Source organism: Brevundimonas sp. UBA7507 (assembly GCF_002478355.1).
GTDB lineage: Bacteria > Pseudomonadota > Alphaproteobacteria > Caulobacterales > Caulobacteraceae > Brevundimonas > Brevundimonas diminuta_D.
Genome location: NZ_DLNP01000002.1, coordinates 36567 through 60288, shown reverse-complemented (window position 1 = coordinate 60288; position 23722 = coordinate 36567). Strand labels below are relative to the sequence as shown.

Below are 23722 nucleotides of genomic sequence, written 5' to 3'. Positions count from 1 at the left end.
TTTAAGGGATGGTCCTCGGGCTGGCGAGAACGCCTGGGCTGATGAACTGTCGGCGCCCGGTCCAGGTCAGCAACTTGACCAAAGTCCCGCCCGGCTTGGCGAAGTCCTCGCACGCTTCGGGGCGGGGAGGCTCAGGGGCGGCGGCGACCAGCGCGCCCTGCCGCAACCCTTCGTAGTATAGGGCGAAATCCGCCTGCTGCGCTTCGGACAGCACGGACAGGCCGAAGGCCATCTCCTCGCGGGCGCTGTCGATGATTAGGCGGCTGTCGTCCTCCGACAAACGCTCACACAGCAGCCCGATCATGACCAATCGCTCGATACGGACGGCCAGCCCCGCCTGAGCCTTGACCAAGTCATACTGGAGCTTGGCGTACTCGGGGCTGGCCGCCATCCATTCCTTCAGGGCGGCCCTGGCGGCCTCTTCGTCGGCCCCGGCGGGTTGAGCCGCGGCGACGCCGGCCGCGCTCATGACCAGCGTCGCAACCAACCCGCTCGCGAAACGACGAAGCGCCATCAGATGCCCCTTGCAAAACATACGCGCCTTTCCCGGCCTCAGCCCGGAATGGGGCCGATCGGCCAGTTGCTCAGCGATTCCATATCGCCTTCCTCGGAGGGACAGGGCGTGTAGAGGGTGAAGGCCACATCGCCCTCGAAATACCAGTCGGCGCCCTTCTCATAACCGACGATGCCGGTGGAGTAGCAGACCGCCGCCTTGCTGCCGTCCGGGATCATCAGAATGGCCCAGTTCGTCGACCCGGCGCCCGCCGGATCATAGCCGTGAAGCAACAGCCGTCCGCGCGTCTCCGTCACCACGCCGACGACGTTGCCGTCAAAGACGATGGACTTCTGGATGTCGCGATCCACGCCCGAGGCGACGATGGCCGCGCGCACGTCCGGGTGCTGGAAGAAGGTGACGCCCTGCACCGGCTCGGTCGGATGCTTGCCGACATAGGCCGACAGCGGCGGCGCCTCGCCGTTCCGGTCAGGCGCAGCGACCGGCGCTGCGGACGACGCCGGGGCATCGGCTTCAGCCGGGGTCGGCGCGACGGCAGCCCCCTCTTCGGCCTGCGAGCGGGCGGCGAGCGTCGCCGCCAGGGCGAGCGCGAGCGAGGTTCTGGTCATGCAAATTTCCTTCGACGCTTGAACGACTGCTCCTCCCACAAGGGCAGGATTATTGATCCACGGCGCGCATCTCGATCGTCAGCGGCTCTTCAGGGGTTCCGCGCCCGAAGAGGCTGGCGGTGATCGTCTGCCCTTGCGACGTCGCAAACGGCGCGCTCTTCATCGAACGGCCGCCGTCGAGTTCATCGTCAAACACGGTGAAACGCGTGCACGTCGCCCGACCCAGGCGATCGGCGAACGCCTGATCGATCTCGCCGCGCCAGCCCGGCAGGGTCGTCGGCGCGGACATTTCGATCGTCTTGCCGACGATCCGGCCGTCGCGCCGCCAGCTGTAGCTCACCCCATCCGACGCCGCTGCCGTACAGCCCGTCCGGCCGCAATGCAGGGCGCCCACGGGCGCCTGCTCGCGAAGCTGCTGCTGTTGCGCCTGCGACAGCGTCTGGCCGATGGACAGATCGCCCTTGTCCAGCGACGTGCAGACGGCGCTTTGAGCGACGGCGCCCGTCGCCGCCAGGGAAGCGGCCGCAGTCAGGCTCATCATGAAAATACGCACGCAGACCTCCTTGGTCTCTGGCGTCGCCGCGGCGACGCTGATGTCGTCTCAGCAGGCGGGAACGCGGCTCTGGCTGTCCAGTCGAAACTGGCCGTCGGCGCTGCGGGTGTAGGTCTCTTTGAAGCTGGCGGAGCCGGTGTAGGACACCGTGAAGCTGCGGCCCTGGTCGGCGGCCGTGATCACCCCGTCGACGCCCGCCTCGCCGTCATCGGCGCTGGCGTCCGAGAAATAGGTCTGGATGCGCGCGATCCGCACCGGGCCGGACGGGGTCAACTCCGTCAGTTCGGCATAGCCGCACCCGCGCCCCTGCCACACGCCGCCAGCCTCGGTATAGAGGACCGGATTGGCCGCGATCGCCTTCGTCCAGCCCCATCGCAGAGCCGGGTTGCCGACCACGCCCGCCGCGCCGACATCCAGCCACTCGCCCTGAAGCGTATAAGGGTAGCGCGGCGCGCCCGCGTCATGGTCGAGATAGTGGACCGCGTTCATGCCGCTGCAGGCCTGCCCCGTGCATTCATTGGCTCCCGTGCTCACCAGGGCGACGCGCGTGTCGGACAGCGGGATGAAGGCCAGCGGCACAAAGCTGTAGACGTCGTCGCCGACCTTTCGCACCGCCTCGTTCCGTTGAGCCTCAGGGAAGGCGACGACAAAGGCGGCCGGCGTTCCCGCGATGACGTTGTCACGGTCCACATCCTGGATTTCGATCAACGACTGAGCCGACGCCGGCAGCGCCGCGGCCACGGCGAACGCAGCGAGACACACTGCGGCGATGGTCTTTGAGGATGGCATACGAGACTCGTTTCTCGACAGGAGACAGGGATCGACTAACGCCGCAACGCGTGGCGCGAAGACAATTAAACACTGTTCATAATCGATGACAACCCGCCTTTTTCATCGCGCGATCAGGGCTTGCACGTCCGGACCGCCGGACCGCGCCGCCGTGCGATCTCGGCCACAAAAACTCGTCATGAAATTAGAAATTCTACATTAGAAACACGCCGCTCACGTGCCTTATTGCGCGCCCAATTGTGACTTTTATTGCGGTGCAGCATTTCCATGATCAGGCCATCCCTGACCGTTCTCGCCTTCTTCTCAGCCGCTGGAGCGTGCAGCGCCGCACACGGGAAAGTCTCTGAGAATCTAACAGATCAATCCGCAACGATGTCGACCTACTCCGTCTCGGATGTCGTCGTGACAGGCTCCAACATCCGCCGCGCCAACACCGAGGGCTTCAACCCGGTTCAGGTGATCGGGCGCGAAGAACTGGAAAGCTCGGGCAAGTCGACGACGGCGGACCTGCTGCGCTCGATCTCGGCCAACACCGGCAACGGCTCGAACGAGACCCAGAACAGCGGCTGGTCGTCCGGCGCGGCGGGCATCGGCCTGCGCGGCCTGTCGCAGAAGAACATCCTGGTGCTGCTGAACGGACGGCGCGTGGCCAACTACGGCTTTCCCGGCGGCGGCCTGTCGGACACCTTCGTCAACCTGAACGCCCTGCCGATGGTGGCGACCCAGCGGCTGGAGGTGCTGAAGGACGGCGCCTCGGCCGTCTATGGCTCGGACGCGGTGGCGAGCGTCACCAATATCATCACCCGCCAGAATTTCCAGGGGCTTGAGTTCGGCGCCAGCTTCGGCGTCGCCGGTCAGGGCGAGCTGGAGACCTCGACCGCCAAACTGGTCGCCGGCCACGGCGATCTGGAGACGGACGGCTACAACATTCTGTTGACGCTGGAGGCCTATACTCGCAACCGGCTGGATCAGGACCAGCGCGACCTGACCAAGTCGGGCATCTATACCGACCTGCCCGGCGGACGCTGGAACGGCTGGTCGGCCAAGGGGGCACGCTTCATGGTCGACGGCCGGTCCGTGCCCTTCCTAGACGCCCAGGGCCAGTGCCCCGAGGGCATGGTGCTGACCGCCAGCGCCCCGATCGACGGCCTGGCCGGCGACACCTGCGCCATCAATCTGGCGCCGCACACGACGCTGATCCCCTCGACCGACCGCTATCAGGCCTATCTGTTCGGGACCAAGCGCCTGACGCCGCAGATCGAGGCCTTCGGCGAGGTGCTCTATTCCTATGTCGAGGGGGCGTCCCTGTTCGGCTCCAGCCCCTTCTTCACGCTGGAGGGCGGACGGTTCGCGCTGAACGCCCAGACCGGGCTGGCCGAGCCGGTGTCGAACCTGCTGCCCGCCAATAATCCCTACAATCCCTACGGCGTCGCCACGCCGATCGAATACACCTTCTTCGACCTGGGCCGGACGCTGAAGACCAATGAGTCCAAGTCCTATCGCGCCCTGGCCGGGGTGCGCGGGCGCCATGACCGCTTCGACTGGGAGGCCGCCGTCTTCGCCTCGGGCAGCGACGAGCGCGAGACGGTGTCGGGAGGCTTCGCTCATCGCTGGAACCTGGCCGACGCCCTGGCGAACGGCACGCTGAACCTGCACGATCCGGGCGCCACGCCGCAGGCCGTGCTGGACGGCATCCGCCTGTCGACCCTGCGTCCGGCGGAGTCGCGCCTTTATGGGGCCGACTTCAAGATCTCGGGCGAGCTGTTCAACCTGCCCGCCGGTCAGGTCGGCTACGCCGCCGGGGTCGAGTTCCGGCATGAAAGCCTGGTCTCAAGCAATCCGTGGCAGATCGACGCCGGGCTGCAGATCCGCCCCGCCATCGCCGCCGTGGACGGCGAGCGCGACGTCTGGGCCGCCTATGCCGAGTTCAACATCCCGGTCCTGAGCAATCTGGACATCCAGGTCGCGGCGCGGGCGGACGAATACAGCGACTTCGGCAGCGCCTTCTCGCCCAAGGCGGGCGTGCGTTGGAAGCCGCTGGAGTGGCTGGCGCTGCGGGCCTCGGCCTCACGCGGTTTCCGGGCGCCGTCGCTGTCGGAGAACTCAGCCTCGACCATGATCTCCTACGGCTCGGTCATCGACCCCTATGATCCCGACCTGCCCAACTCGCGCCAGAGCCCGACCTTCTTCACCGTCGGCAACACCGATCTGGAGCCGGAAAAGACCCGTTCCTACAATCTGGGCGTCGTCTTCACCCCGACGCGCGACACGGCGCTGAGCATCGACTGGTATCAGATCAAGCTCGACAATCTGATCGGCACGGGCAACACCACCGCCATCGTCCAGGGCAACGACCCCGCCGACGTCGTCCGCGACGAACGCGGCAAGCTGCAGGCCGTCTACAACCGCTATCGCAACCTGACGGCGCTGGAGACGTCGGGCATCGACGTGGACTTCAGCCAGCGCTGGCGCACAGACGGTTGGGGGACCTTCACCGCCTCCAGCGCCTATACTCACCTGCTGGAATACAAGCGGCCGAACGCAGCGGGCGGACCGCTGCTGGACTACGCCGGGTCGAACCGGGGCGCGACCCTGCCGGCGCACAAGGCGACGACGCGGCTGGCCTGGAACCGCGACGTCTTCGACGCCAACCTGACCTGGTACTACACCTCGGGTTATGATCAGGTGCCGGAAGTCGGGGGACAATCGCGCGTGGACGCCTATCACCAGTTCGATCTGTATGCGGCGTGGTCCGGGCTGGAGCGCGTGACGCTCTACGCCAAGATCGAGAACCTGCTGGACGAAGCGCCGCCGCACGACGCCTCCTTCCCCGGCGTGCGCGCCCCCTACGACTTCGGCCAGTACGATCTGCGCGGGCGCTACTTCCGCGTCGGCTTCGACGTCCGCTTCTGATCCCTTTTCGCATCGAGACCTGACACCATGAGCGTTCAACACGCCCGTTCATCCCTCCGTCGCATCCTGACCGGCGGCGCGGCGGCGGCGATCCTGCTGGGCGGCGTCGCCCTGACGGCGCCCGCTCCGGCCCTGGCCCAGAGCGCCTATTTCTTCCCTCAGGCGGCGGCGGGCGATTTCGACCCCGCCATCCCGACACCGGAAGCCTTCCTCGGCTATCCGATCGGCACGCACTACACCCGCCACGACCGCATCGTGGACTATCTGCGCGAACTGGCCCGCCTGTCGGATCGGGTGACGGTCGAGGAGATCGGCCGCAGCTATGAGGAACGGCCCCTGCTGTCCGTGGTCATCACCTCGAGCGCCAATCAGGGCCGGATCGACCAAATTCAGCGCGCCCATATCGCGGCGGGCGATCCCGGCGGTCCGGCGGCGGGGGCCGACGCCCCGGTCGTCGTCGGCCTGTTCTACAGCGTCCACGGCAATGAGACCTCCAGCGGCGAGGCGGCCCTGCTGACCGCCTACTACCTCGCCGCCGGGCGCTCGCCCGAGGTGCTGGACTGGCTGGACAAGGCCGTGATCGTCATCGATCCAGCCCAGAACCCCGACGGCCGCGACCGCGCCGCCAACTGGCACAACGCCTGGAAGAACCAGCCCGCCGTCTCGGACCCGCTGGACAAGGAACACGTCGAGGCCTGGCCCGCCGGTCGCACCAACCACTATTTCACCGACCTGAACCGCGACTGGCTGGCGGTGACGCAGAAAGAGACGCGCGCCAAGCTGGAGGCCTTCCACCGCTGGCGGCCCAACATCCAGATCGACTTCCACGAGATGGGCGCGGGCAGCACCTATTATTTCGAGCCCTCGCCCGCCAGCATGGAAAGCCCCCTGCTGCCGCGCGCCAGCTACGACTGGAACGTGACGCTGGCCCGCTATCACGCGCAGGCGCTGGATAGCCTCGGCTCGCTCTATTACACGCGCGAGGTCTTCGACAACTTCTCGCCGGTCTACGGCTCGACCTATCCCGACTTCCATGGCGGGGTCGGGGTGACGGTCGAACAGGCCAGCTCGCGCGGCCTGGTGCAGGACACGGCCAACGGCCCGCTGACCTTCCCCTTCACCATCCGCAACCAGACCAACGTCGGTCTGGCCACCATCCGCGGCGCCGTCGCCGAGCGCTCTGGGCTGCAGGCCTTCCAGCGCGACTTCTTCCGTTCGGCCGTCGAACAGGGGCGTCGCCATTCCAGCCAGGCCTTCGTCTTCGGCGATGCGGCCGATCCGGGCCTGACGCGCCAGACGCTGGACCTGCTGCTGGCCCACCACATCCAGGTCCACCCGCTGACCGAGCGGGTGACGCAGAACGGACGCGCCTATGAGCCGGGCAGCGCCTATGTCGTGCCCTCGGCCCAGCCGCAGTTCCGCCTGGTGCATTCCATCTTCGACCGGACGCCGCCGACCAAGGGCAGCGTCTACGGCAGCACCTCCTACGCCGTCGCCCTCGCCTATGGCCTGAAGAGCGACGGCCTGCGCCGCGTCCCCGCCCACGGGTCCGCCGTGACCGAAGCGCCCGTCGCAACCGGCGGCGTCAGCGGGCCGCAGGACGCCTACGCCTATGTCGTCGACTGGCGCGACCTGAACGCCCCGCGCGTTCTGGCGGCCCTGCTGCGTCAGGACGTGCGCGTCCGCGCGGCGTTCGAGCCGCTGACCGCGCGGACGGCGGCGGGCGACAGCGCCTTCGGGCGCGGCTCCCTGGTCGTGACCACGGCGGGACAGTCGCTGGACGCCGCCGCCCTGCGCACCGCCGTCGACACGGCCGCACGCGAGGCGGGCGTGGTCGCCCACGCCGTCTCGACCGGCGCGAGCGTCGCGGGCGTCGATCTAGGCAGCGACAACGTGAAAGTCGTGCGCGCGCCGCGCATCGCCCTGGTCATGGGCGAGGGCGTCAACGCCACCGAAATCGGCTCGACCTGGTTCGCCCTCAGCGAACGCCTGAACTATCCGGCGACGCGGCTGGACCCGTCCCAGTTGGGCCGCGTGCCGCTGGGCGACTATGACAGCATCGTCCTGTCCGGCGGTCGCTACGACAACCTGAGCCAGCCGACGGTGGACGCCCTAAAGGCTTGGGTGCGGGCGGGCGGCTCTCTGGTGGTGTTCGGCAGCGCCGCACGCTGGGCCGCCGCCAATGGCCTGGCCCCGCAGGCCGCCTCAGAAGACGAGAAGAAGGCCGAGATCGAGCGCCGCGACTACGCCGACCGCAGCGCGATCCAGGGCGAGCAGCGCACGGCGGGCAACGCCCTGTCGGCCGACGTCGATATCAGCCACCCGCTGGCCTTCGGCCTGTCGCGCCGCGACCTGTTCGTGAACAAGGAGACGGACGTGGTCCTGGCGCCCGTGTCCGATCCCTTCGCCAATGTGGTGCGGATCGAGACCAGCCCGCAGGTCAACGGCTACCTGCCCGAAGCCCTGCGCGCCAAGGCGGCGGGCTCGGTCTGGGCCCAGGTGAACCCGATCGGGGCGGGCAACGTCGTCCTGTTCGCCGACGACCCGGCCCACCGCAAATACTGGCTGGGCACGGAGCGTCTGCTGATCAACGCCCTGTTCCTGTCGAACCATCTGGGCGGTTCCGGACGACGCTAGACGCGCCGATTCAGAGCGGTAGCGCCTGGCAGGCGCTGCCGCCCGCTACGCTGAAAACCGACGTCAGGCCAGGGCGGCGGAAGCATTGTCGTCGAAATCTGGACCTGCTACTTGTGAAGCGTCCAGCTGTTCTAGGGAAAAGGAGGGCACGATGATCGACAAGACCACGCCCGCCTGCGGGTTCCCGATGGTCTTCGGCCGCCACGGCCGCTGACACCCCCTTTCGGCTCGGTGTTGAGCCGTTCCCCTGATCATTGCTGACACAAGGACCGCGCGGATCTGCGCGGTTGCTCTTTTCATGAACGACTATGATGACGCCGACGCGCGCCTGCGCGCGTCCGTGCTGCGCAAGGTGCTCGCCTTCACCTTCCGCCTGTGGCGCCGAACCCCATGGCTGGCCGTCGCCTGCGCCGGAACGATGCTGCTGGCGACCCTCACGGAAGTCTTCGCCCCGCTCTACGCCGGGCGCATCATCGACGCGGCGGGCCGCGGCGACGTCGGCGCCGCCTGGGCGGCCTTCGCCGTCATCACCGCCCTGGGCGCCGCGATGGTCGTTCTGCGCCACCTCGGCTGGTGGGCGATCACACCCCTGACGCTGAAGATGATGCAGGACGTGACGCAGGAAGGCTTCGCCCGCGTCCAGCGACTGTCGACCGACTGGCACGCCAACGCCTTCTCGGGTTCGACCGTCCGACGGATCACGCGGGGCATGTGGGCGCTCGACACCCTGAACGACGTGCTGCTGCTCTCGCTTCTGCCGTCGCTGACGGTGCTGGCGGGGACGGTCGTCCTGCTGGCGTTGCACTGGCCAGTCTTGGGCCTCGTGATGGGCGTCGGCGCGATCGCCTATATCGCTCTGACCGTCGGTCTGGCGACACAGGTGCTGGCGCCGACCGCGCGGCTGTCGAACCAGTGGGACACCCGGATCGGCGGCGTACTGGCCGACGCCATCGGCGCCAACGCCGTGGTCAAGGCCTTCGGCGGCGAGGCGCGCGAGGAGGCCCTGCTGGCGAAGACCGTCGCCAAGTGGCGCAAGCGGACGCACCGCACCTGGATGGCCTTCACCTGGGCAGGCTCGGGACAGATCGCGCTTCTGTGGCTGATCCGGCTGGCGGTCACGGGCGTGGCGCTGTGGCTTTGGATGCGCGGCCAGGCCAGCGCCGGCGACATGGCCTATGTCATCACCAGCTATCTGGTCCTGAACGGCTATCTGCGCGACATCGGCATGCACATTCACCAGCTTCAGCGTTCGGTGAATGAGATGGAGGAGCTGGTTCAGCTTCATCAGGAGCCGTTGGGTGTCCCCGACCATGCTGATGCGCAGCCGATCCAGGTCAGGCACGGCGCTATCCGTTTCGACGACGTCACCTTCCGGTACGGCGGCCAGGAAAAGCCGTTGTTCCGAAACCTCGACGTCGCCGTTCCTGCGGGACAGCGCGTCGGCCTGGTGGGACGCTCAGGCTCAGGCAAGACCAGCTTCGTCAAGCTGGTCCAGCGGCTCTATGACGTCGATGCAGGCCGTGTAACGATCGACGGACAGGACGTGGCCCACGCGACCCAGGCGTCCCTGCGTCGCCAGGTCGCGATCGTGCCGCAGGAGCCGATCCTCTTTCACCGGTCGATCGCCGACAACATCGGCTATGGCCGCCCCGGCGCCTCGCCGGAGGAGATCGAACGGGCGGCGCGCCTCGCCAATGCGCACGACTTCATCGCCCGCTTGCCGAAGGGGTATCAGACCCTGGTGGGCGAGCGAGGGGTCAAGCTGTCCGGCGGCGAACGGCAGCGCGTGGCCATCGCGCGGGCCTTCCTGGCGGACGCGCCGATCCTGATCCTCGATGAGGCGACGTCCAGCCTCGATTCCGAGAGCGAGGCGGCGATCCAGGAGGCGATGGAACGGCTGCTGATCGGCCGCACCGCCATCGTCATCGCCCACCGGCTGTCGACCGTCCGGGCGCTGGACCGCATCCTGGTCTTCTCAGGCGGCGAGATCGTCGAAGACGGAACCCACGACGACCTGCTCCAGACCGGCGACGGCCACTATCGACGCCTGTTCGAGCGCCAGTCAGGAAAGACGCCCGAGATCATGGAGTAGGACAAGGCGACGAGGCGCACCACTACGGCAAATTTAGCCGGAATACGGTCGCCGGAGTCCGCTCGAGGGTCAGGGCGCCGCCATGGGCGTGGGCGATCTGGCGGGCCAGGCTGAGGCCGATGCCCGAGCCGTTCGGCTTGGTGGTCACGAAGGGGCGGAAGATGCGTTCGGCGTCGGCCGACGATACGCCGGGGCCGTCGTCTGCGACCTCGATCACCAGCGTCTCGTCGGCCCGCTCGACCGATAGCCGAACCGTGCCGGAAGGCGCGCGGTCGACCTGCGTCGCCTCGGCGGCGTTCTGAAGCAGGGCCCACACAGCCTGATGCACCTGATCCCGGTCCAAGGCCCAGGACAGGTCTTCTTGCGCATTCACATGCAGGATCGCCGCTGGCCAACGGCTGGCGAACAGGCGCGCCAGATCATCCGTCATCTCGCGCACGGACACAGGCCGCCGGATCGGCTCCGGCAGGCGAGCCAGCGTGCGATAGGCCTCGGCGAACCGCTGCAGCCCGTCGGCGCGGCGCGCCAGGACGCCCAGGATTTCGCGCAGCAACTCCGGATCGTCGTGCGCCCCGTTCAGAACGTCGAGGGCGCTTTCCGAGAGCGAGGCGATCGGCGCCAGGCCGTTGAGCAGTTCATGGCCCAGCACCTCGACCAGTTCGGCCGTCACACGCGCTTCAGCGGCGCGTTCTTCCTGCTCCACGTCGATCAAGGCCGCCAAGGACGCGCCGCCCCCGGACGCCAGTTCGACGCGATCCAGCCGCCAGCGTCGACCGGACTGGCGGAAATGGGCGACCTCGCGATCGAACAGGGCCGGCGGCGGCGGCAGGATGCGGTCTTCGGCGCTGAAAAGGTCGCGCGCTGCGCGGTTCAAGGCCCTGGCCGTCGTCCCCTCGACGCCGACCAGGGGCGTCGGCGCGGCGTCCAGCAACACCCGCAGCGCCATCGCCTCCCCCTCGTCGGGCGACGCCGCCGCGAGAGGTGCAGGCGGACGCCTGTCCCACATCCGCGCGTTCAGCACGCCGAGCCAGAACGCCGCAAGCGCCGCGCCGGTCAGCGCGCCCCACATGCCGGATCGCCAGGCCAGAACAGCCGCCACGCCGCTGACCGTCAGGCCGAGCGCGCAGGCGAGCGCTGACGCCGCCCGCCTAGAGACCATGACGGGCCATGCGCCGATAGAGCGCCCCCCGGCTCAGCCCCAGGGCCGCCGCAGTCTGAGAGACATTGTGCCGATGTTCCCGCAACGCCGCGGCGATGATCGCCTTCTCGGCGTCGCCGAGATCGAAGGCGTTGTCGGCAGGCGTATCCAGCGCATCCGACACCGGCGACAGCGGAGCGACGACGGCGGCCGCCTCGATCTTTCCGTCCTCCGACAGCAGCACCGCGCGCTCGACCGCCAGGGCCAGGCCGCGCGCCTCGTCGGGCCACGCGGCCGCGCGGATCGCCGCCTCCGCGCCAGGGGTCAGTTGCACGGCCGGGCGGCCGAACCGCTCGGACGCCTCGCGCGCGAAGTGGCGCGCCAGGATGATGGCGTCGTCCTCGCGCTCCGCCAGCGGAGGCGCAGGCGCCTCGACCGTCGCCAGCCGCCGCCGCAAGGCCGCGGACAAGCCGGTCGTTCCTGAAAGCAGGCTGAAGCAGCGCAGCGTCGGGGGCAGTTGATCCAGCAGCCGCGACTGCGCCACGTCGTCCAGAGCCTCCACATGACGCAAGATGACCGCCCCCTCTTCCGGATCGAAGCGCCAGGCGGCCGGATCGCGCAGGTCGATCTTGCGCAGCGGCTGATCGGCCAGAGGCGAGGCCGCGTGGATCGCCCTGGCCGTCAAGGTGCGCCCCGCCCCCGACGGTCCGACCACCGCGACGCTGGCCGACGTCGGGCCGATGCGGCGGATCAGATCGCGCAATCGCTGGACGACGGCGCTGTCGCCCAGCAGCCGCACCGGAGCGGCCTCGCTCGCGACGGGCGGCGCCGACGGCGTTTCAACGGGCGCACGGCGGGTGATCGCGGCCTCGACCTTGGCGATCAGGTCGCGATTGCGCCAGGGCTTCATGACGAAGTCGCGCGCCCCCGCCTGCATGGCCGCCACCGCGATGCCGACGCCGCTGTGGGCGGTGATGACCACGACACAGGCCGTCGGATCGTCCGCCATGATCCGCCGCAGACAGGCCAGTCCTTCTTCGCCGCTGGTCTCGCCGGGACCGAAATTCATATCGAGCAGCACGGCGTCGTATCGCGCGGAGGCCAGACGCGACAGCGCCTCCTGCGGTCCCGGCGCGAACTCCAGGCGATGGCCCGCCACCTGAAAGGCGATCTCCATCGCCCGGGCCACCACCGTATTGTCGTCCACCAGCAGCACCGAAGCGCCTCTTGACGCGCCCTGCGACTGTCCATCGCCGGACACTGTGACCGGACGCGGACGCGCGCCGCCCTCCTGATCTTCAAAAACAGCTTTGATCATAGGGACTTAGGTTTCTCCGCGGCGCCGGGCGAGACTGAAACCATAATGTCCGAACACGCAAAGCACGCAACCTCATCGACCGGCCCCGCGGGCGGCGCCGCCATGGACCGCCGCCTGGAGCGACAGCGCCCGCCGTGGTGGCGACGGCGCGCGGTCCTGGCCGTCGTCGCGCTGGCCCTCGTCGGCGGCGCGGCCTGGCGTCTGCTGCCCTCGAGCGGCTCGACCAATATCGCCGCCGCCGATGTCGAGACGGGCGTGGTCCAGCGCGCCGCCTTCGACGACTACATCCCCGTCCGGGCCGTCGCGGCGCCGCGCGTCAGCACCCTGGTCGGCGCCCTGGCCGGCGGCCAGGTCGAACGGCTTCTGGTCGAGGACGGGGTGATGGTCGCTGAGGGCCAGCCCCTCGCCGTCCTGTCCAACCCCGAGCTAAAGCTGGAGGTTCTGACCCGCGAGGCCCAGATCGTCGGCCAACTGGGCGATGCCTCAGCGCAGGATCTGGGCCTGCAGCGCAACCGCCTGGACCGCGAGGCCCAGATCGACCAGGCCAGCTATGACCTTCTGCGGGCGCGCCGCGAACACGACATCCGTCGCCAGCTGTACGAACGGGGCTTCCTGTCCGAGGCCGGCGTCCGCTCCTTCGCCGAAGAGGCCGGTTATCAGGAAAACCGGCTGAAGCAGCTTCAGGCTGGACAGGCGACGGAATCCCGCATAACCGCCGCCCAGGCGAACCGTTTGGCGGAGGTGCGCCGACGACTGGCGGGCAATCTGGAAGCGGTGCGCGCGGGGCTCGACGCCCTGGTGATCCGCGCCCCGACAGCCGGGCGGCTGACGAACTTCAACCTTCAGCCCGGCCAAGCTCTGAAGGCCGGCGACCTCGCCGGTCAGGTCGACAGCGAGGGCGCCTGGAAACTGGAGGCCGACGTCGACGAATACTACCTCGGCCGCATCACCACAGGTCAGAAGGCCCGAACGTCAGAGGGAGCGACGCTGACGGTCTCGCGCGTTCTGCCCGCCGTGTCCGAAGGGCGTTTCAAGGTCGAGCTGACCTTTGACGGGCGCACGCCGAACGGGCTGAACCGCGGCCAGACGCTGGACCTGCGCATCACCCTCGGCGCCGCGCGATCCGCCCTCGTCGCCCCGGTCGGCGGCTGGCTGGAAGGCGCGGGCGACGCGGCCAACATCTTCGTGCTGGACAAGGACGGCGCTCACGCCCGCCGCCGCCCGATCGAATTGGGCCGTCGCAATCCGACGCAGGTCGAAATCCTCTCCGGCCTGTCGCCCGGCGACCGTATCGTCACCTCCAACACCGCCTCCATCAGGGGCGACAAACTGAACATCCGTGGAAAGGGCCACCTGTGATCCGTCTCGAGAACATGCAGCGCCGCTACGTCTCCGACGATGTCGAGACCACCGCGCTTCATGACATCGACCTCGAGGTCGCCCAGGGCGAATTCCTCGCCATCATGGGCCCGTCAGGGTGCGGCAAGTCCACCCTGCTGAACACCCTGGGCGCTGTCGACCGGCCCAGCGGCGGCCGCTATCTGTTCGGCGATCGCGACTTGGCGACCTTAAGTGAATCGGCCCTGGCCCGCTTCCGCGGCGAGACTCTGGGCTTCGTCTTTCAGAGCTTCAACCTGATCGACGAGCTGACCATCGCCGAGAACATCGAACTGGGCCTAATCTACCGCAAGGATCGCCAGACCGATCGACGCGCCCGCGTCGCCGCCGCCATGGACAAGGTCGGCATCGCCCACCGCGCCCAGCACTATCCGCATCAGCTTTCCGGCGGTCAGCAGCAGCGCGCGGCCATCGCCCGCGCCGTCGTCGGCGCGCCCAAGCTGATCCTGGCGGACGAGCCCACCGGCAACCTCGACACCCAGAACGGCCAACAGGTCATGGACATCCTGAGCGGGCTGAACGCCGAAGGAGCCACCATCGTCATGGTCACCCACTCGCCCAGCCATGCGGACATGGCCAAGCGCCGCATCGACATGCTGGACGGCCGGATCGTCGCCTCCGCTTCGCGCGCCGCCTGAACCCGAGGGACATGCTGATGAACCGTTTCGCGCTTGTGTCGCTCTATCGCAGCCTGATCCGCCACCCGCTGTATACGGCGATGAACGTCGGCGGGCTGGCGATGGGCATCGCCGTCTTCATCCTGCTCGGCCTCTATGTGCGGTTCGAGACCAGCTTCGAGACCTGGCTGCCCCAGCATCAGACCATCTATCAGATCCAGAACGAGTGGAACCTGCCCGGTAGCCCGTTCAACGGCGTCATGCCGAACACGCCCAGCGGTCTGCTGGAGATGATTCAGGAGGACTTCCCCGAAGCGAAGGGAACGCGGATCCTGACCACCGGCAAGATCATTCACAACGGCGTGGCGGCGTCCGAAAACATCGGCCACGTCGACCCTGATTTCCTCGACATCTTCCGTCTGGAGATGGTGCGCGGCGACGCCCGCACGGCGCTGCGCGACCCGGCTGATCTGCTGCTCAGCGAGGCGGCGGCCAGACGCTATTTCGGTTCCGCTGACCCGATCGGCCGCACCCTCGCCTTGTCCGACGGCGAAGACGCCCAGCCGCGCAAGGTCGTGGGCGTGTTCCGCGACCTGCCCGCCAACACCGGGCTCGCCTTCACCGCCCTGACGCCGATCAAGGCTCCCACGCCCGACGACATGGCGATGTGGCGCAACCTCGGCGCGCTCACCCTTACGACCTATCTGCGTTTCGACACCCCTGCCAAGGCCCGCGCCTTTTCTCAGAAGCTGCCCGCCTTCGTCGAGCGCCATGGCGGCGACCTGGGAGAAAAGCCGTCCGACACGCTGCGCTATCTGCTGACGCCGATCGCAGACCTGCGCCTCGCCCCCGGCGGCAGGGCTTCGGACAGTCGCCGCCAGACCATCGCCATGCTGGGCCTCGTCGGCCTGCTAGCCCTGGTCATCGCCGTCGTCAACTATGTGAACCTGGCCGTGGCCCGCGCCGGACTGCGTGCGCGTGAAGTGGCGATGCGCAAGGTGGTCGGGGCCTCGCGCGGGGCGCTGATCCGACAGTTCCTGGGCGAGGCGATGGTGCTGGTCGCCCTGGCCGCCCTGGTCGGACTGATCCTGGCGGAGTTGGGACTACCGCTGATCAACGCCGCCGCCGACCTGTCCCTGACCCTGCCCTATGGCGTGGTTCTGCCCGTTCTGGCGCTACTGGTCGTCGTCATCAGCGCGGTGGCGGGCTTCTATCCGGCGGTCCTGCTGTCGCGCTATCCGGCCGCCCTGGTGCTGGCCTCGGCCCGTTCGCCCGGCGGCGGACGCGCAGGGGCCCGCGTGCGCGAGGCCCTGGTCGTCCTGCAGTTCACCCTGGCCACCGGTTTCATCATCGCCGCCGGGGTGCTGTTCGCCCAGATGCAGCACGTCCGCAGCGCCGACCTGGGCTTCCAGCGCGAGGGCCTGCTGATCGTGCCCGCCATGACGGATTCCAGCCTGTCGGAAAGTCAGCGCCTGGCGCTTCTGGCCGCGTTTCGCGACATTCCGGGCGTCACCCATGTCACCACGGGCACCCTCGCCGCCGGCGGCTCCTACAGCCACTCCGCCGAGAACATTCAGCTTCCCGGCGTGCCCGGCGACGGCCCGAGCCTGCGCAAGATCGCCGTCGGGCCGGATTTCTTCCAGACCTACGGCATGACGCCAGTCGCCGGCCGCGTGTTCGACCCGAACTATCGAAGCGATGACTCCACCGAGACCGAACGGGTGGGCGGCTTCAACATCGTCATCAACCGCAAGGCGGCCCAAACCCTCGGCTTCACCTCGCCCCAAGACGCAATCGGCAAGACGGTCGGCGGCGGCCGTCCCCGCACTATCGTCGGCGTGGTCGAAAACGCCCGCTTCTTCTCGCCCCGCGCGACCATCGACCCGGCGGTCTATGTCTACAAGGCGCGCATTCCCGACTGGCCGATGGCGACCCTGCGTTATCAGGGCGATCCTCGTCAGGTGATGGAGCAGACGCGCGCCGTCTGGCGGAAAATGGCGCCCGGCACGCCCTTCGACGGCGCCCACGCCGACCGCCGACTGACCGAACTCTACGCCGCCGACGACCGCGCCGCGCGCCTGTTCGGCGTGGGCGCCGGGCTGGCGATCCTGATCGGCTGCGTCGGCCTGTGGGGCCTCGCCTCCTTCAGCACCCAGCAGCGGGTGAAGGAGATCGGCATCCGCAAGACGCTGGGCGCCTCGTCCTCGGACATCGTCAAGCTGCTGGTGGTCCAGTTCCTGCGGCCGGTGCTGATCGCCAACCTGTTCGCCTGGCCGCTGGCCTTTTTCGCGGCGCGCACCTGGCTGGCGGGCTTCGACGATCGCATCGCCCTGTCCCCGGCCTACTTCATCGGCGCCAGCGTCGTGGCCGTGCTCATCGCCGTGCTGACCGTGCTCAGCCAGTCCGTTCGAGCCAGCCGCGCGGCCCCGGCCTGGGCCCTGCGCCACGACTAGAACGCCTTTCGCCCTCACTGCGGGATTGCGACCACCTCGGTTTTCCTGCCGTTCAGCCTCTTCGCTTGGCGTCCGGCGGTGCTGTATGATCTGGTGCGGTCTTGCTGTTTCAGACCTATCCCTCCAGGTCATTCCTCAGTCGGTCTATCAGCGATAGAGCGTGACCGGCGTATTCGCTGATCCAGCGCTCATGAATGCGTTTGATCGGCAGGGCGTTGAGGTGGTTCCACCGCTCGCGCCCTTCCCTTCTGGCCACCACCAGACCTGCGCCTTCCAACACCTTCAGATGCTGCATCACGGTGCAGCGGTCCATGTCGTCGAAACGCTCGCACAGCCCGCCGGTGGTGACCGGGCCTTCCTTCAGGCAGTCCAGCATCTGCCGACGACGAGCGTGGGCCAACGCCTTGAAAACACGATTATCTTCGGTCTCGTTTGACATGTTATTTTTTTATAACATAAACTAGCATCCTGCAAGCATGAAGGGTTCGAACATGTCCTTGGGTTTCACGGTTTCGGGGCGCATCGCCAAGCCGCCTCACGAGGTGTTCGACGCGGTCGTCAATCCGACCAAGCTGAGCCGCTATTTCACCACCCTGGGCGGCGCCGACGCGCCGCTGAGGCCCGGCGCCGTCGTCACCTGGTGGGGCTCCGTCCCCGTGAACGTCGATGAGGTCACGCCCGATCAGCGCATCGTGCTGCGCTGGGATGCGGACACGGCTGACGGACAGCCCGCCTTCAAGACCCGCATCGTCATGGAGTTTGAGCCGCTGGACGACGGCTCGACCTTCGTCACCATCGCCGAGTCTGGATGGGCCGACGACGCGGCGGGAAAGAAGGCCTCCTTCGCCAACTGCGAGGGCTGGGCGGCCATGCTGTCGGCCATGAAGGCCTGGCTCGAATACGGCATCAACCTACGCGAGGGCTTCTATCCCTCCGAGATGCGCGGCGTCCTGCCTACCGGCGACAACCGCAAGTGAGGGACCGCCCATGACCGTCAAGATCGAGGGCGGCGTCAACATCGCCATGAAGGTGCCGAGGCACCAGCATCAGGCCGTGGTCGCCTTCTATCGCGACGTGGTCGGACTAGAGAGCATTCCCGAAAAGGCGCCGGCGGTCGGCTTCAAGCTCGGTCCGAACCAGCTTTGGATCGATGCGTCGGAGACTCTGACCCAGGCCGAGGTCTGGCTCGAACTGTTCTCCTCGGACCACAGCGCCGCCCTGCGACGGCTGGAGGACGGCGGCGCCGTACGCTGCGACCAGATCGAACCGCTGGGCGACGCGTTTCGCGGCGGCTGGATCATGAACCCCGCCAACATCGTGCACATGGTCCGCGAACCCGACGCCTGGTGATCAGGACAGCAAGGGAGCGCTGATCGCGTTTCCGCCCTTTTTCGCCTTTGCAGCCCCTTCGCCTGAAAAAGCACCCGCATGCGAACCTAGCTGATCATAGCGATCGTCGACGCCTGCCGCGACGGCCGCGCCATCGCCGGACCAACGTCATTTAAATCCACTTCAAAGGGGTCAAGATCGCTCCTGACAGGGATTCAGCGGTCGTCGCGCCGACAGCAGTAACACCAGGTCGATGAACCGCTCGGCCGTAGGGCGCGGTTCGTGATCGGCCAGCCCGGACGCTCATTGACTTCGATGAAGGCGTAATCCGGCTGATCCGGCGCAAACCGTCACACGATCCTTAGGTCTTGGAAGCGCGAGCAGCGGTCATACGAAGCCCTGCCCTAAGCTCGACATCCCCGGCGTGAAACTGGGGCCCTTCGAAAGCAACTCAGCGGAAAGCTGTCGTGCGGAAATACCTTGTAGCCCGCCTTTTGGGTGCGGAGGGGCGGCGAACCATCAGACCAGAAACCGTCGCCGCCCCTTCTCGACCGTCATCCGGTGTGCGCCGGCGACGGTCGTGCTGCGCGCCTTGATCGTCTCCATGAAGATCCACTCGCCGCCGACGCGCTCAGGCGTGATGTCGATCATCATATAGCCGCGTCCACTGGCCTGGGCCCAGGCCATCTCGGGGTTGGCGGCGACGAAGGAGCGGGCGGCGACCGAGGGGGCGACGCCCAACTGTTTTTCGATGCCGTTGGAGGTCACGGCCTGGCCGGCGAACTCCACCCCGGCAGGGCGGCCGTCCTGGGATAGGGAATAGGCCCAGGCGTTGTGGCTGTCGCCCGCCAGCATGACCAGATCGGCGTCCGCCGCCTGCGCCGCCTTCAGGAAGCGGGAGCGCGCCGCCGGATAGCCGTCCCAGCGGTCCATCCACATCGGCAAGCCCGCCTCGCCCGCCCGCGCGGCGTTCATGAAGGAGCGGACGGCGCCCTCGCTCAGCTCCGGGCGCAGCCAACTGACGGCGTCCTGAGGCATGACGGTGCGGCCCATGATGGTGCCCATGCCGACGACCTGCCAGGCCGTGGTTCGGGCGTTGGCGCGCAATTCGCGCCCCAGCCAGGCCTCCTGGGTCGAGCCCAGCATGGAGGCCGAGGCGTCCTGCCACGCCCCGTCGCGGAAGGCGACCAGCGCCGCCCGGGTTCCCTCGCGGTAGGCCGCGCCGATGTCGGCCTGACGCGTCCGGCCGATCAGGCGCGATTCCGTGCGATACAGAGTGGCCAGATCGCCGATGGCGTAGGCCTTCCAGGGCTCCTCCGAGATCGGCATCCATTCCAGATAGGCCTGAGCGGCGGCGGCGCGGCGCATGCTCCAGTCGCCTTCGGTCGCTGTTTGATGGTTCTGGGCGCCGCCTTCCCAACTGTCGTTGGTCGATTCATGATCGTCCCAGACGCAGATCATCGGCGCCGCCGCGTGCAGGGCCTGCAGGTCCGGATCCGCCCGGTAGCAGGCGAAGCGCAGGCGGTAGTCGGCCAGCGTCGCCATCTCATGATCGTGGGCCGGCAGAACCGCGCGCTCGGCGATGCGGTCGTCTACGGCATAGGAGCCTATGCCGTATTCGTAGACGTAGTCGCCGACATGCAGCCACAGGTCGACGTCGTCGCGCCTCGCAGCATGAGCGTAGGCGTTAAACCATCCCATCGGCAGGTTGGAGCAGGAGAACAGGCCGATGCGGAACCGCTCGGTCCGGCCGACCGGCAGGGTCCGCGCGCGGCCCGTCTGCGACATCGATCCGTCGGGCCCGATGAAGCGATACCAGTAGGTCGTGCCGGGCTCCAGGCCGTCCAGGGTGATCTTGGCGGTCCAGTCACGCCAGGCGCCGGTGCGCACCACGCCCCGCGCCGCCACCTGACGAAAGTCCGGATCAAGGGCGATCTCGGCGTCCAGTCGCACTTCGTCGGCGCCGCCCGATGGAGCATAACGGCTCCACAGCAGCACGGAATCCGGCCCCGGCTCGCCGCTGGCCACACCATGCGTGAACCCGGACGCCGACAGCAGCTGTCGCGCCAGCGCCGTTCCGCCCGGCAGGGCCAGAGCCCCCAGCCCCAGTCCGCCGCCCATCACCAGCCGCCGCCGGTCAAGCCTCAAGGTCATGGAATGCCCCTTGGAAATGCAATCGATGGCGGCCGCGCCGTCGCATAACGACGCGGCCGTCGGTCTTCAGGTGCGCAGGCGGATCAGAAGACGCCCTTGATGCCGATGTTCCACATCGATCCGTAGACCGTGTACTGCTGCACCCGATCACGCTCGTTGGAGTAGATGACGTCCGGCGAGTTGAAGATATTGCGGCCCGCCAGCATCAGATCGAAGCGGTCGTTGATCTTGTAGTTGACGCTGACGTTCCACAGCTCGCGCGGCGAGTGGTACAGGATGCCGTTGTTCGGCGTGGTCGGCGTATTGTTCAGGCCGCTGACCCGATACTTCGACTGCCAGTTGCCGTTCAGCTGGAAATCGAAGCGGCCGATGTTGTAGCGGACGCCCCAGTTGGCCGCCTCTTTCGGCGTGCCCTGACGCTCGCCGTCCGGGTCCAGATAGGTGACCGAGCCGTGCAGGCCCAGACCGCGCCAGGCGCCCGGCAGGAAGGTCAGTTGCTGGTTGTACTCCAGCACCACGCCGCGATTGGTGCTGGTGCCGTGCAGGTTCTGGGCGCTGCGGAAGGTGTAGCCGGCATACTCGGCCGGATCGAAGCCGACGTCTTCCGGGTTCACCGTCATGCCGGTGACCTGCATGTCGTTCATGTCCAGCTGGTAGGCGGACAGGCCGATGATGCCCGCCGGCGCCAGATAATACTGCAGGCTGGCGTAATATTTGGTCGAACGCTCCGGCTTCAGTTCGGGGTTCGGAACGGTCACGATCATGGTGTCGTCGTTGATCGACACCACCCCGCCCAGATTGCCGTAGTCGGGACGCAGGATCGCCTGGCTGAAGGACAGCTGGCCGACCAGCTTGTCGGTGAAGTCGTATTTGACGCCGCCGCTCCAGAACCAATCGTCATAATCGCCTTCGCGATCCTGGTAGGTTCCGTTGTTGTACTGGTACATCAGGCCTTCGACGGTGCCGACCGACAGCCCCGCGTCCGTGACTTCCTTGACGGGGCGAATGACGGCGACGCGCGCCGCCGTCTCGGTCTTTTCGTAGCGCAGCCCCAGATCGAAGCGCGCGCGACCGGCGTCGGCCTGGACCTCGCCATAGGCCGAGGTGATGTCTTCCTTGACGCGCTTATTGTTGTCGAGGCGGCGCTTCAGGTTGCCCACCTCGTCCGCCACGAAATACTCGGGGTGGTCGCGATAGATGTCGTACATCCCGTAGTGGCTGTCAGCGCGCCAGCCCTGGGCGTTCATATTGCCCGCATCGAAGCCGATCATCTCGAAGCGGTATTTCTGGGTCCACGGAATGACCGCCTCGGCCGCCGTCTGGGTCAGATCGCCGGTCGGGCCGACATATTTGAACTGCTGGTTCGAACCTTCATCCGTACGCCAATCGTTGCTGCGCGCGCCCAGACCGCCCATCAGGGTGAAGTGGACATCGCGCAAGCTCAGCCGCTTCTTCACATCCAAATTCAACGAATACATGTCGTTGATGGCGTCCGACTCCGCCATGCGGATGTTGTTGCCGATGGAGATGTCGCGATTGAAGTTCATCGGGTCGCTCCACGAACGGCCCGCCGTCTGGCGCAGATACCAGGCGTTGGACTCCGTAGAGTCGCGCTCCATCTCGAAACCGATCCCCGTCAGGTGGTTGTCGGTGCGCTGGAAGAAGCCCTTGCTGGTGTCGCGGAAGTTGAACTCGGCGGAGGAATAGCTGGCGCGCAGCGCCGCTTCCCAGGTCTCGCCCTTATATTCCAGCTTCGGCGCGATCAGATAGGTCGGCGTCCCCGCATAGCGGTGCGAATAGCCGGTGTGCAGACGGGTGTTCTTGCCGTCCGGATTGACCACGATGTGCGTGCCGGTCGAGTCAGGCGTCGCATAGGATTTGGTCGAAGTTCCGAACGTCAGATAGGTGTACTGGTTGAAATACTCCACGTCGTAGAAGGAGTAGTTGCTGCGCAGCGAGAAGATCAGGTCTTCGGTGAACTTGTAGTCCACGGCCAGATTGGCGGCCGTGCGGCTAGTCAGCTTCGGCCCCGGACGCCACATGACCTGATAGGGCAGCACCCGGCCGTCAGCCAAATAGGACCAGTCGGTCTGGATGCGATCCTGCTGCACATAGTTGGCGTTGTGGCTGGCGCTGAAGGCCACGCCCAGACGGCCGTCCATGAAGACGTCGGCATAGGAGAACTGGGCCGAGGGGTAGAGGCTGGCGTGCTTCTTGTCGTCAGGCATGTAGTGGCGCGACAGGGCCGAGTCCGAGGTCGCCACCCCGCCCAGCTGGAAGCGCAGCTGCCGCTCGGGCAGTTGGAAGGCGTATTTGCTGCGCAGGTTGATACTGCCGCCGGGCGAATCCGCATCCATGCTGGCCAGCAGGGTGTGGTTCAGTTCGATCGTCTCAATGCCGGTGATCGACATCTGCTCGAACGAGTTCTGACGCCCCGAGTTGTTGTTCGAGGTGGCCGTGGCCATGCGGGCCCCGTCCATGGTGAAGGTCGAATATTTGGGCGGCAGGCCGCCGATCCGCACGGCGGTGGCGTCGACCTCGGTGTAGTCGATCGACAGGCCCGGCATGGACTTCATGAACTCGCCGACGTCGCCCATGGTCAGGGCGCCGAAGTTGTCGGCCGGGACCACGTTCTTGGCGTTCATCGCCACGCGACGCTCCATCAGCGCCTTGGCCTGACCGCCGCGCGCGGCCGTCACCACAATGTCCGAGACCGAGGCCACGTCATCGGCCACGCCATAGGACGGCGCCTGCAGTTCGACGTCGACGACCGCCGTCTGCCCCGTGCTGACGCCGGCGACCACGCGCGCTTCTTGCAGACCGGCATAGCGCACGACCACAACCACCTCTCCGCTCGGCACGCCGCTCAGTCGAAAGACGCCCCCGTCGCCCGAATAGGCGACCAGGCTGGTGCCCTCGATCCGCACCTCGGCGTTGCGAACATATTCGCCCGTCGCGGTGTCAAACACCCGGCCCCGCAGGGCGCCGACGGCGATGGGCGCCTGGGCGACGCTCGCCTCGGCCGAGGCGGCCTGGGGCGTCGCTGCGGCGAACGCGGCCGCCATCAACGGATACAGGAGCAGGGCGCGCGAGCTGACGCCGGCGCGATAGCGAGAGATGGTCTTCATTCAGGGTGACTCGAACAGCTGGGGAGGGAAGGAAAAGTCGAAGGGTTTCGGGCCGCCCACGGGAGCGCCCGGCGAAGTCGA

At 67.4% G+C, this 23722-nt stretch carries 17 protein-coding genes; 8 read left to right on the top strand and 9 right to left on the bottom strand.

Annotation, left to right across the window (positions count from 1 at the left end; translation table 11 throughout):
• Window position 1 precedes the first annotated feature (1 nt).
• From B3D50_RS01770 to B3D50_RS01755, 4 genes are read right to left on the bottom strand one after another with little or no spacing between them, the layout of a single operon-like run.
• On the bottom strand, window positions 2–514 hold the full coding sequence (locus B3D50_RS01770; protein WP_286949149.1) for a hypothetical protein: 513 nt from the start codon (window positions 512–514) through the stop codon (window positions 2–4).
• A 38-nt stretch (window positions 515–552) separates the two neighbouring features.
• On the bottom strand, window positions 553–1122 hold the full coding sequence (locus tag B3D50_RS01765; protein WP_286949148.1) for a hypothetical protein: 570 nt from the start codon (window positions 1120–1122) through the stop codon (window positions 553–555).
• Between the two features lie 49 nt (window positions 1123–1171).
• Window positions 1172–1675: a hypothetical protein gene (locus tag B3D50_RS01760; RefSeq protein ID WP_286949147.1), complete on the bottom strand. Its 504-nt coding sequence runs from the start codon at window positions 1673–1675 to the stop codon at window positions 1172–1174.
• A gap of 48 nt (window positions 1676–1723) precedes the next feature.
• Window positions 1724–2464 (bottom strand): hypothetical protein, encoded by a 741-nt coding sequence (locus tag B3D50_RS01755; protein WP_286949146.1) that lies wholly within the window; start codon window positions 2462–2464, stop codon window positions 1724–1726.
• A gap of 372 nt (window positions 2465–2836) precedes the next feature.
• On the opposite strand from B3D50_RS01755, the gene B3D50_RS01750 reads away from it, so the two are divergent.
• The 3 genes from B3D50_RS01750 to B3D50_RS01740 all read left to right on the top strand — a co-directional run bounded on the left by B3D50_RS01750 (window position 2837) and on the right by B3D50_RS01740 (window position 10106).
• Window positions 2837–5377, top strand: coding sequence for a TonB-dependent receptor (locus B3D50_RS01750; RefSeq protein ID WP_286949145.1), 2541 nt, complete (start codon window positions 2837–2839; stop codon window positions 5375–5377).
• 27 nt (window positions 5378–5404) lie between these two features.
• The gene (locus B3D50_RS01745) at window positions 5405–8014 is read left to right on the top strand and encodes a M14 family zinc carboxypeptidase (RefSeq protein WP_286949144.1); all 2610 of its coding nucleotides are present in this window, start codon (window positions 5405–5407) and stop codon (window positions 8012–8014) included.
• A gap of 298 nt (window positions 8015–8312) precedes the next feature.
• Window positions 8313–10106, top strand: a complete 1794-nt coding sequence (locus tag B3D50_RS01740; protein ID WP_286949143.1) for an ABC transporter ATP-binding protein — start codon at window positions 8313–8315, stop codon at window positions 10104–10106.
• A gap of 22 nt (window positions 10107–10128) precedes the next feature.
• Here B3D50_RS01740 and B3D50_RS01735 read toward each other — a convergent pair whose 3' ends face one another.
• Entirely contained in the window at window positions 10129–11205 is a 1077-nt protein-coding gene (locus B3D50_RS01735) for a sensor histidine kinase (protein WP_286949142.1), read from the bottom strand.
• A gap of 49 nt (window positions 11206–11254) precedes the next feature.
• A complete protein-coding gene (locus B3D50_RS01730) occupies window positions 11255–12562 on the bottom strand; it encodes a sigma-54-dependent transcriptional regulator (protein ID WP_286949141.1) in 1308 nt (435 codons plus the stop codon).
• Window positions 12563–12607: 45 nt separating this feature from the next.
• On the opposite strand from B3D50_RS01730, the gene B3D50_RS01725 reads away from it, so the two are divergent.
• Genes B3D50_RS01725 through B3D50_RS01715 form a run of 3 tightly spaced genes read left to right on the top strand, consistent with a single transcriptional unit; the run spans window position 12608 to window position 17030 of the window.
• Window positions 12608–13921, top strand: coding sequence for an efflux RND transporter periplasmic adaptor subunit (locus tag B3D50_RS01725; RefSeq protein WP_286949140.1), 1314 nt, complete (start codon window positions 12608–12610; stop codon window positions 13919–13921).
• Window positions 13918–14598 carry an ABC transporter ATP-binding protein gene (locus B3D50_RS01720; RefSeq protein ID WP_286949139.1) on the top strand — a complete coding sequence of 227 codons (681 nt, stop codon included), beginning with the start codon at window positions 13918–13920 and terminating at the stop codon, window positions 14596–14598. Before B3D50_RS01725 ends, B3D50_RS01720 begins: the two co-directional genes overlap by 4 nt.
• A 17-nt stretch (window positions 14599–14615) precedes the next feature.
• Window positions 14616–17030: an ABC transporter permease gene (locus B3D50_RS01715; protein WP_286949138.1), complete on the top strand. Its 2415-nt coding sequence runs from the start codon at window positions 14616–14618 to the stop codon at window positions 17028–17030.
• A 115-nt stretch (window positions 17031–17145) separates the two neighbouring features.
• Here the strand turns inward: B3D50_RS01715 and B3D50_RS01710 are convergent, their stop codons facing one another.
• Complete coding sequence (locus B3D50_RS01710) at window positions 17146–17469, bottom strand: ArsR/SmtB family transcription factor (protein ID WP_286949137.1); 324 nt, start codon at window positions 17467–17469, stop codon at window positions 17146–17148.
• 52 nt (window positions 17470–17521) lie between these two features.
• Here B3D50_RS01710 and B3D50_RS01705 point away from each other — a divergent pair, with 52 nt between their 5' ends.
• Window positions 17522–18007 carry an SRPBCC domain-containing protein gene (locus B3D50_RS01705; protein ID WP_286949136.1) on the top strand — a complete coding sequence of 162 codons (486 nt, stop codon included), beginning with the start codon at window positions 17522–17524 and terminating at the stop codon, window positions 18005–18007.
• A gap of 10 nt (window positions 18008–18017) precedes the next feature.
• A complete protein-coding gene (locus B3D50_RS01700) occupies window positions 18018–18380 on the top strand; it encodes a hypothetical protein (RefSeq protein ID WP_286949135.1) in 363 nt (120 codons plus the stop codon).
• A gap of 498 nt (window positions 18381–18878) precedes the next feature.
• Here B3D50_RS01700 and B3D50_RS01695 read toward each other — a convergent pair whose 3' ends face one another.
• The gene (locus B3D50_RS01695; protein WP_286949134.1) at window positions 18879–20513 is read right to left on the bottom strand and encodes an alkaline phosphatase D family protein; all 1635 of its coding nucleotides are present in this window, start codon (window positions 20511–20513) and stop codon (window positions 18879–18881) included.
• Window positions 20514–20596: 83 nt separating this feature from the next.
• A complete protein-coding gene (locus B3D50_RS01690) occupies window positions 20597–23641 on the bottom strand; it encodes a TonB-dependent receptor (RefSeq protein ID WP_286949133.1) in 3045 nt (1014 codons plus the stop codon).
• Window positions 23642–23722 lie beyond the last annotated feature (81 nt).